Origin of the sequence: Vibrio sp. M260118, from assembly GCF_036533755.1 — a bacterium.
In the GTDB taxonomy this organism is placed as follows: Bacteria; Pseudomonadota; Gammaproteobacteria; order Enterobacterales; family Vibrionaceae; genus Vibrio.
On sequence record NZ_JATABG010000274.1, the window covers coordinates 1 to 9,207 of the forward strand.

General features: G+C 44.1%; 8 protein-coding genes and 2 pseudogenes. 5 read left to right on the forward strand and 5 right to left on the reverse strand.

The annotated features are described in order from the left end of the window. A partial coding sequence (locus QTO00_RS14710) for an MFS transporter (protein WP_331425466.1) occupies positions 1-668 on the reverse strand: 668 nt, incomplete at its 3' end. Between the two features lie 337 nt (positions 669-1,005). After that, the gene (locus tag QTO00_RS14715; protein ID WP_331425467.1) at positions 1,006-2,376 is read right to left on the reverse strand and encodes an L-serine ammonia-lyase; all 1,371 of its coding nucleotides are present in this window, start codon (positions 2,374-2,376) and stop codon (positions 1,006-1,008) included. A gap of 180 nt (positions 2,377-2,556) precedes the next feature. Between QTO00_RS14715 and QTO00_RS14720 the strand changes: the two genes are divergently transcribed. Beyond that, entirely contained in the window at positions 2,557-3,393 is an 837-nt protein-coding gene (locus tag QTO00_RS14720; protein ID WP_331425468.1) for a YdcF family protein, read from the forward strand. Positions 3,394-3,448: 55 nt separating this feature from the next. Here QTO00_RS14720 and QTO00_RS14725 read toward each other — a convergent pair whose 3' ends face one another. After that, positions 3,449-3,694, reverse strand: coding sequence for a putative hemolysin (locus tag QTO00_RS14725; RefSeq protein WP_038201326.1), 246 nt, complete (start codon positions 3,692-3,694; stop codon positions 3,449-3,451). 167 nt (positions 3,695-3,861) lie between these two features. Here QTO00_RS14725 and QTO00_RS14730 point away from each other — a divergent pair. Then, positions 3,862-4,368: pseudogene (locus tag QTO00_RS14730) on the forward strand (exopolyphosphatase); the annotation flags it as partial. 158 nt (positions 4,369-4,526) lie between these two features. Here QTO00_RS14730 and QTO00_RS14735 read toward each other — a convergent pair. Together QTO00_RS14735 and QTO00_RS14740 are read right to left on the reverse strand one after the other, a co-directional pair. Beyond that, positions 4,527-5,540, reverse strand: coding sequence for a GGDEF domain-containing protein (locus tag QTO00_RS14735; RefSeq protein ID WP_331425469.1), 1,014 nt, complete (start codon positions 5,538-5,540; stop codon positions 4,527-4,529). 195 nt (positions 5,541-5,735) lie between these two features. Then, positions 5,736-6,671: a chemotaxis protein gene (locus tag QTO00_RS14740; protein ID WP_331425470.1), complete on the reverse strand. Its 936-nt coding sequence runs from the start codon at positions 6,669-6,671 to the stop codon at positions 5,736-5,738. A 193-nt stretch (positions 6,672-6,864) separates the two neighbouring features. Between QTO00_RS14740 and QTO00_RS14745 the strand changes: the two genes are divergently transcribed. From QTO00_RS14745 to QTO00_RS14755, 3 genes and pseudogenes are all read left to right on the forward strand, one after another. After that, positions 6,865-7,143, forward strand: coding sequence for a peptidylprolyl isomerase (locus QTO00_RS14745; RefSeq protein WP_331425472.1), 279 nt, complete (start codon positions 6,865-6,867; stop codon positions 7,141-7,143). 312 nt (positions 7,144-7,455) lie between these two features. Further along, positions 7,456-8,241: a helix-turn-helix transcriptional regulator gene (locus QTO00_RS14750; RefSeq protein WP_331425471.1), complete on the forward strand. Its 786-nt coding sequence runs from the start codon at positions 7,456-7,458 to the stop codon at positions 8,239-8,241. A gap of 115 nt (positions 8,242-8,356) precedes the next feature. After that, positions 8,357-9,207, forward strand: a pseudogene (locus QTO00_RS14755) (hypothetical protein); the annotation flags it as partial.

Genomic DNA, 9,207 nt, shown 5'->3' on the forward strand with positions numbered 1-9,207 from the left:
AACATGAAGAAAACTAGGCCAACCATAGCAACAGAAACCGTTAGGAAGGCGGCCCAATTTTTCGCACTTACTGGTTGTTGATCAATCTCTGCAGCTGCGTTAACAAGCTGTTTGTTAAAGATAACCAGTACAGCGAACGCAAAAACAGCCATGACAGCCGACAAAGTAAAGCTACCGTGGAAACCAATGGCTAATACGAACATTGGGAAAAGGTATTGGCCTAAAAGAGCACCAACGTTGTTGACGGAATAGTTTACTGGGTAGCCGTTTTCGAAGTCTTCTTCAGTGGCAAAAGTGCGTTTGTACAAACTTGGGTATGAAGGAGACATCAAACCGCGAGCATAACTTGCTAGAGCGATACCAGCTAAGCTCATTGGGATGTTTGTTGTAGATGCGCCTAGCACAAGTAACGTATAACCAGTGGCAAATGCACCATAAGCAATGGTTAAAGAGCGATATGCTCCAAGGAATTTGTCGACGATGAATCCGCCAGCAATTGCGAAAAGTGGGCCGATGGATGAGAAAGCACCAACAACCATCATGGTGTCTGCTTCACTGTACCCAAGATCTTCTAAGAAGAAACGGGTCAAAATTACCATCACACCATAGAATGACAGGCCAAACATCGCCTGGCAGAACATCATAGATTTATTAAGTTTATTCCACATAATAGTCTCTTTTTGTTGGCATAACACAGAATTAACATCTGACTATTCTATCATTTGCGCTATGTAATAAATTGAAACAATTGTCGCATAATTTCGTTTCTATGCACGAGTTTTTCTATTTTTCGCATAAATTATTATAATGCGAACAGTGCTAAACGTTTGCGTGGAATAATGTCGAAATTATCCAAGATGGAGAACAAAGGCGGGTTTTGCTTAACTATTTATAGAAGAAGAAAGGATAGGCGCGTAAATGCTCAGATTGTTACGCGCCTATAAGAGTCGAGCAGCTATGCTGTTGAGATAACTAGATAACTAGATAACTAGATAACTAGAGTTATCACTCACATGGTGGTGCCATATGAATAACGGCTAGTCCACCTAAGGATGTCTCACGATATTTCTTGTTCATGTCTTTGCCAGTTTGGTACATGGTGGCGATGACCTTATCAAGGGAAATCAAACATTTGCTAGTACGTTTTAGCGCCATACGTGAAGCATTGATGGCCTTCATTGCGCCCATTGCATTTCGTTCTATACAAGGCACTTGAACAAGCGCTCCGATAGGATCACACGTCATGCCAAGCGAGTGTTCCATCGCTATTTCAGCGGCGATACAAATCTGCTCATTGCTGCCACCGCGCAGTGCCGTCAGGCCTGCTGCTGCCATCGACGAGGATACGCCCACTTCGCCTTGGCAACCTACCTCAGCACCGGAAATAGAGGCGTTGGTTTTGTATAAAATACCAATAGCTCCGGCTACTGCGAGGAAGTCTTTAAGTTGTTTGGTATCGAGCTCTTTAATGAATCTATGGTAGTACATGAGAACGGCCGGAATAACACCTGCTGCACCATTGGTAGGAGAGGTGACAACTTGACCTCCAGCGGCATTCTCTTCGCTGACTGCAAATGCGAACAGGTTTATCCAATCCATAATCTCCATTGGATCATTTTCAATCGCTGCGTTGGCTTCTAGCTTTTTAAGCAGGTTTGGCGCACGACGGGTTACGTTTAAACCGCCCTCAAGGACTCCTTCAGTATCAAATCCGCGTTGCATACATAACGACATGACCTTCCAGATCTGTTCAGCTTTTTTGGTGATTTCATCTGGGCTGAAAAAGTTCTGCTCATTTTGCAGGATCATTCCACCTAGGCTGTAGCCACTAGTCTCGGCCATTTGCAGCATCTCATCGGCAGAAGTAAACGGGTAAGGCACCTCAACAGTGGTGCTGGTTGAACCTTGTTCTAGCTCTTTTTCGGTGGCGATAAAGCCTCCACCTATCGAGTAATATGTTTCGAAGGCTAATTGGTTGCCCAGTGAGTCATAGGCGGTGACCGTCATACCGTTCTCGTGGAGAGGAAGGTTGTCTGAGTGAAACAAGATATCACTCGCATAGCTAAAATCTATGGTATGAGCACCTGCAAGGACAAGGTTATTGTTGTCGATTGTACTCGCTAAAGCCTGCTTTGCGCTGCCGATTTTGATTGTATCGGGCTTGTTACCCAGAAGACCTAATATTATGGCTCTGTCAGTATGGTGCCCTTTACCTGTTAAGGAGAGGGAGCCATAGAGATCGACTTGAATACGGCTAACTTTCGTTATAGTTGAGGCCAGTAGGCGAGTGAAATGATAGCCGGCGAGCATTGGACCATTGGTGTGAGAACTTGAAGGCCCTACGCCTATTTTGAAAATATCAAATATCGACAACATAAACTTTACTTCCTATCCAGTGGCCTATCGCTTAGGCTCTTGTACTTACACACTGCGCATGTGAGAAAAGAAATCATCTTACATGCCTGTTATTAACAAAATTTTAACCTGTGATAAGTTAACGGTAAAGTGAAAACTTGTACAGATAAGGCACCATCCAGCAGGAATTATTCATAGACGATGAAAGTGACGAATGTGGTTCTCGTACTGGGAAAACGCCTAGTAAACAACGCGCTGACTTTAGAGGGTAAGCAACGTGTCGAAGCGCTCTCTAAAGGTTTGACACGATTTAGCTTAGAACAGACTGCTGTCATTTTCTGCGGTGGAGTGACTAAGGGGCAGACGAAAACCGAGGCGCAAGCCATGTTAGAGTATTTTTTGTCTTATCACGACGGCAAGGCTCCTACCAATATTCTTATTGAAGACACTTCGACCAACACGATTGAAAATATTGCAAACGCAGCGGATAAGTTGATTGCTAGTCAATTGTGTCAAAAAGGGCAGTGTTTAGAGGTTATGTTTGTCTCCCATGACTATCATTTGCAACGAATTTTTGAAATACAGGCTCTGATGGATGAGCAAGGGCTTTTGCGAAGCTTAGAGACTCGATGCTCAAGCTACGGGCTTAACTTGAGTATTGCTAAAGAGGTCAGCGCTCACTGCGCCGTTCCTTACCCATATCGAGGGACACAAGCAGAGGCATTTCTTAAGTTAGATGAACTTACGACCTATCGTGTTTTCTTAGAAGGTGTTCAATCCGGTGTCTTTCAAAGGCCGTTAACTCAAGTGCGAAAGTTGCCCTATGAGATAGCCAGCGTTGCGTTGGCTGATTTAAAGACCCTGATCACTGATGCTCAAGACAGGGCCTCGCTTAACGTGATACAACAGATATTAGAAAAGACTTCAACAACGTTTTCGTTGCCGGAGCTCAGTCATCAGGTGAGTCAATATCATCAACATTTGACTCAGCTTAATCGAAAGTATGATCCAGAGCAGCAAGTTGCCGAACGAGTGTAACTGGCAAAATATGAGGGAGAACGAATTATCCCTCTTTTCGATTGCTGAGTGCGCCTTACTGCTGTTTATGGTTTTGACGGTAGTAGTCCCACTGTTCTACTCGGTCCCCATTTGGTAACACACAGTAGGTTACGCGCTGTTCATTCTCTGTCACGGTGTCCAGTTCGCCGCCTTGTTGTACACAGTATACCGCTGCTGGATTAGCCATTGAGACATGCTGCTTTTCAGTGCTGTTAGGTTCAGTGGTACAGCCTGCCAAAACGCCAACGCTGACAGCCAACGCAAAACATGTTTTTTTCATATTAGAGCCTATATAGATTCAATAAGTAGCATATTGATTATATGGTACGGAATGAAAAACTTTGTCTAGAATTTGTTAAAAAGTTAGTGATGTCTAAAATTAAAAGAAGTTATACAACAAAGCTATAGTTATCTATCAATAAAAAGACAAAGCATAGGAAGTGCCAAATGTCGGATCAAAAATATCGACTTGTAACGCGAAGTGACTTTGACGGGTTAGTTTGCGCAGTACTATTGAAGCAATTGCAACTGATTGACGAAATAAAGTTTGTTCATCCCAAGGACATGCAAGATGGCATCATTGAGGTCACTCCCAATGATATTGTGACTAACTTGCCATATGTAAAGCAGGCTCATCTGGTGTTTGACCACCATCTATCGGAGCTGCTACGCAACCCTGAGCAAAATGAAAACCATATTATTAATCCCGATGCTCCCTCCGCAGCAAGAGTGGTGTGGGAATACTATGGTGGAGAAGAAGTATTTCCTTCCGAGTGGCTAGGCATGATGGAAGCGGTCGATAAGGGCGACTCTGCCCAGTTTAACCGAGATGAAGTTTTAGACTCAACGGGCTGGAATTTGCTGAATTTTTTGATGGATGCCCGTACCGGGCTCGGACGTTTCCGAGAGTTTCGAATTTCAAATTATGCGCTGATGATGGATTTGATTGAATATAGCCGCGGGTACATGCCAAATCGATAATGAGCAGGCAGATGCCGTGCAACAAGAATTGATCGCTGCGATTACCGCTGACGGTTAAATGGTTTTCCAGGTCTTAATAAAAAAGGCCCCTACATTAGCTTAGGGGCCATATTTTTTGTTAGCATTCGCGCCTAAATTGGCATTACTCGGTTTCGGCCTAGTTCTTTTGCTTCATACAACAGCTTGTCAGTGCGCTCAATGAGAGACTCAGCAGATTCACCCGGCTCCAACTCAGCCACGCCCATAGAAATAGTAATATTTCCTATTTGCTTTGATGTGCGGCGGTCTTTCACGGATAGCTTCTCCACAGCGCGACGCAAACTTTCTCCAAACTGTCGCGCAATACGCAGAGACTTGTTTGGTACGATCATGGCGAACTCCTCACCACCGAAACGATAGGCTTGAATTCCGTCTCGACAGGATAGCTGTAGCCGACGCGCAATGCCTTTAATCACAGTGTCACCAAATAGGTGGCCATAGGTGTCATTGAAGGCTTTGAAATGATCAATATCAGCCAAGATCAAGCACATTTTTTGTTCTGAACGAGATAAGGTATTGATGTCACTATCGAATGAGCGGCGGTTGTACAAGCTGGTTAAAGAGTCAAACAGGACATCTTGTTGAACTTCTGCAAGTTGAGACTTGAGTTGATTGATCTCTTTGGTTGCCGTTTCGAGTTGATTATTGAGAAAGCGCGTTGAGTGCCTAATCTCCCGAGATTCAACCACTAGCTGTCGAATTACGGTCATGACCTCATCCATCGACATCGCTTCGTCTTCAACACGTTCAAGGTTGTCGAAACTTTTATCAATAAGTTGAGAAAACTGCGATGTGTCAGAGAGCGTGTCTGTCATCGAACTCGCAACTTCGTTAACCAGTACTTCGATGCTATTACGCAGTTCGTGCATATCTGTTTCAGAGCGGCTTGCAACATAATTGTTGTAAAGCTGTTCACCAGCGGCAGGAGGGCAGATGCCAAAATTTTCAACGACGCTATCAAGCTCTCGATTAAGCTGAGGAATTGCGTTATCCACATAGGTGTACCACAGAGCGTAGTTGGCGGGAGTCGCTGCTACGTGGTTTTTCATCATTAGTGGGACGGCCTTTTTTAAATTGTCCGTCGATTTTTTAAAGTCGTCAGTCATTTGCTAGGATTTATCTTGTCTCGCACTCTGTTTCTTTAAGAGTAGCGGATTAATTATTAGGTTGTAATCTTGTGTTGTCTTGGGCGCGGTTATTTATCGTTAATATGAACTTAAGCACACCCCACATGCTTACACGTGTAAGCGGAACATTCAAATGGCATTAATCTGGTAAGACAACTCAAAACTTCTCACTTATCAAACGCCTTGAGGTACTTCCTCACGAACGTTTCCTGATTCTAGTTTGCTTGCGCCGCGTAACATGGCCTGAATTAGATCACCAGCGTTGAACTTTTCAAGCGCTTCATGCGCACCAACCTGTTGTGCTCGGTCAACACAGATCTCACTCGAAAGTGAAGTATGTAAAATGACATAGCTGTTTTTCAATTCAGGGTCATTTTGCGTTTCAAAGGCGAGCTCATATCCGTCTAGTCCTGGCATCTCAATATCACTGACTAATAGATCAATGGCACGGCCTGCCGAAGCTTCTGCGCGCATTAGCTCTAAGGCGTCGAGGCCATTATTGCAGATCTGATAGGAAATATTGATGCTATCCAGCGCGTCAGACAACTGTTTACGTGCGATAGAAGAGTCATCAACCAACATGATATTAAGGGCTTTGAGCCTTTCCCGTTCAATATCCGTTAGCATTGGAATATTGGTCGACTCGTATTGCGGATAGATTTTGGACAGTAATAGTTCTACATCCAGCATCTGAACGATTTGCTCTTCAAAACGAGTAATGCCCGTTACAAACACGTCGGAACCTGCACTCTCAGGCGCAGATTCAATTGATTTCCAGTCACATTCGATGATTTTCTCGATCGAACGTACCATAAACGCCACTATTGTTCGCAAGCAGTCGGTGACGATTAGGTAGCAAGATTGGTACTCTTCTGGCTGTATTGGGCGGAATCCGATAGCCGCGGGCATATTAATCACAGGAATGGTCTTATCACGAATAGTGACGGTTCCAATTACGTGGTGGTGAGAGTAGGGAATTTGAGTCGTTGGTTGAAACGGCACAATCTCTCTTACTTTAAGAGTACCGATGGCGAATAGCTGCTTACTATTGGTTAGAGTAAACATGAGCATACCTTGCGACTGATTCGCTTTACTTACTGTTTTTGCCATGGTTTTCTCGTTAGTGCGACTAGTTTATAGATGGTAACGGATTTGTACCGATTATCAATGGATGCAAATCAATTTTATCTTTAAACGACGTTAAGATAGTCATTTGTAAGTTTAGTATAAAAATACTGAGGTGAAGATCTCACTATGTTCCGGTACAATCCAAGTCAATAAAGCGATTGATAAAGGTATCAACATGGCAAATACGGCGCATGCGCTTCACATTTTAGTTAAGCATAAAGAACAAGCAGAAGACATCATCAAACAGCTAAAAAAGGGTGCGAAATTTCAGACTTTAGCTAAGAAGTACTCTACTTGCCCGTCGGGCAAAAAAGGCGGCGACTTAGGTGAGTTTCGTAGAGGTCAGATGGTTCCTCAGTTTGATAAAGTGTGTTTTTCGGGTGAAACCTTAGTACCTCACCTAGTCAAAACCAAATTTGGTTGGCATGTGGTGAAGGTGTTATACCGTACTTGATCATGGCTAGTTACTGTTAAGTCATCTTCTTAATGGCCAAGGTGTTTACCTTGGCCATTTTTATTGTGCTCTAGTTCACTTTTGGTGTGAGAGCTGGTGTTCTATTTGCAATCCAGTGCGATTAATTTCTCGTTTATTTGTAGGAATGCAATGCAAAGAATTTCCTGGCCTTATGTGAGGGTGGGGACGGATAAAATATCCATATACTTATTGTGCTTATTTTGATCTACTGCGCATTTCGCGTAAGAGCTATTGACTAAATTTGTTACTAAGACGTCCCTATCATCCGTTTTATTAGGCTAGGAATAGAATATGAATGATTGCAGTCGCTTAAGTGCCACCGCCATGCATCTATCTACCTTTGAGTTAGAGCAAATGCTCGAAGTTGAACTTGCCAAACTTGGGCTCGATCATTTTGTGGTCATGATTATCGATGCCCGCCAGCAACCTGTTTATCAATATGTTTGTGGGTTTACCGAAACGCAAATGAATGTCTACGAGCAGAACATGGCGCACGATGTGTTTCTTCAACATTATGCAGATATTGGACTTATCGGCCAACTGACCTACATGCAAGAGATGCTACCTATGCGACGGATTGATAACCCGATTTTTAATGAAATTCTTGTACCGACAATGCAACTGTATCACTCCTACTGTGGTTTAGCGCCGTTGATGGAGCGACACTGCTTAATGCTCTCTAGTCACGGCGACAGGTCTCTTGGCTATCGCTCACGTTTTTTTATCGAATCTGTGTGGCGTTTTTTGCAAACGTGGGGAAATTACTGGATCGCCCATAAGGCGATGTCAGCACAGTTAGTGCAGTTTGATTCCTTAACTGATAAACGACTAATGATCTCAAATTTAACGGTTGCTGAGTCCAATGTACTTAATATGTTGGCACAAGGTCTTGACGGTAGTGAGGTTGCGCGTCGACGCAATGTGAGTAAGGAGACGGTTCGTAGCCAGATTAAGCACATACTTCACAAGACCGGCTGCCGCCATCAAAACGAGCTACTTGCACGTTATTTTCAGTCAGGACTTCAAAGCTCTACAGAATTTATATCACTCTCTCCTCAGTCAACTGAATTGATTTAGATCAAAACTCAATAAGGTACTTGGCTACCATCCCCCAAATGGGTGATGAGGTCTAAGGAGCGTCTTTCTACGCTAGTGATGACAGTATTTAAGCACTGCTTGCTAGGGAGGCTCCATGAAAGTCAACAAAATTGCCGTTGCGCTTGGATTGACCAGTGCAATAGTTATCGCAGGATGTGATAGCGGCTCAAGTAGCTCATCCAGCTCAACACCCTCATCTACGACTTATTCAGTAAAAGCCATTGATGGCTATTTACGCAACGCTAAAGTTTGGCTCGATATCAATCGAGATTTTCTCCATGACGAAGGCACTGAACCGAGTGCAATTACTGGTGAAGGAGGGGTGGCTGAACTCGATGTTTCGGATATTCCCAATTACCAAGACTATCAGTTGGTGGTTCAAGTGATCGCAGGAGAGACTATTGATGAAGACACCATAAACGTGCAAAACCCGGCAGGTGATGTGATGGAGTCTGGAAAGGTGATGTCTGCACCTGCTGGTGAGTCTAACGTTACCCCACTTTCTTCTGACGTTAATAGCATAATGCTTCAGCATCCCGGGGCTCTGGAAAACCCTGAACAGCAAGAACAGCTCAAACAACGAGTGAAAATGGAAGTGGCAGCTTTTTGGGGTGTCGACCCTGAATCCATATTCGGCGATTACCTCGAAGAGGGCAAGGAAGACATGCGGGCAGCATTCATCGCGCAAAGTATTGTTAAGTCAGGGCAGGTGTTGCCCGAAAGCCCTGAAGAAATGTCTCAGCTTGCTCTAGAGATCCAGCAGGCGGGCGAAAGTGCAAATGAAGATGTACCAGCACGTAAGTTAGCAGAAGCGGTGAATGAGAAGATCAAACGAGTGGTCGAAACCACAGACGAAGATGATTTAGCTAATACGCCTGCTCCTGTACTGCCACCAGAGGAAGGGACGACGCCGCCTGACGATGACGCCGATGGCGTACCTAATGC

Coding starts and splice junctions, on each gene's coding strand:
- QTO00_RS14715 (WP_331425467.1), bottom strand. CDS start 2,376: ATGTTGTCGATATTTGATATTTTCAAAATAGGCGTAGGGCCTTCAAGT.
- QTO00_RS14720 (WP_331425468.1), top strand. CDS start 2,557: ATGAAAGTGACGAATGTGGTTCTCGTACTGGGAAAACGCCTAGTAAAC.
- QTO00_RS14725 (WP_038201326.1), bottom strand. CDS start 3,694: ATGAAAAAAACATGTTTTGCGTTGGCTGTCAGCGTTGGCGTTTTGGCA.
- QTO00_RS14735 (WP_331425469.1), bottom strand. CDS start 5,540: ATGACTGACGACTTTAAAAAATCGACGGACAATTTAAAAAAGGCCGTC.
- QTO00_RS14740 (WP_331425470.1), bottom strand. CDS start 6,671: ATGGCAAAAACAGTAAGTAAAGCGAATCAGTCGCAAGGTATGCTCATG.
- QTO00_RS14745 (WP_331425472.1), top strand. CDS start 6,865: ATGGCAAATACGGCGCATGCGCTTCACATTTTAGTTAAGCATAAAGAA.
- QTO00_RS14750 (WP_331425471.1), top strand. CDS start 7,456: ATGAATGATTGCAGTCGCTTAAGTGCCACCGCCATGCATCTATCTACC.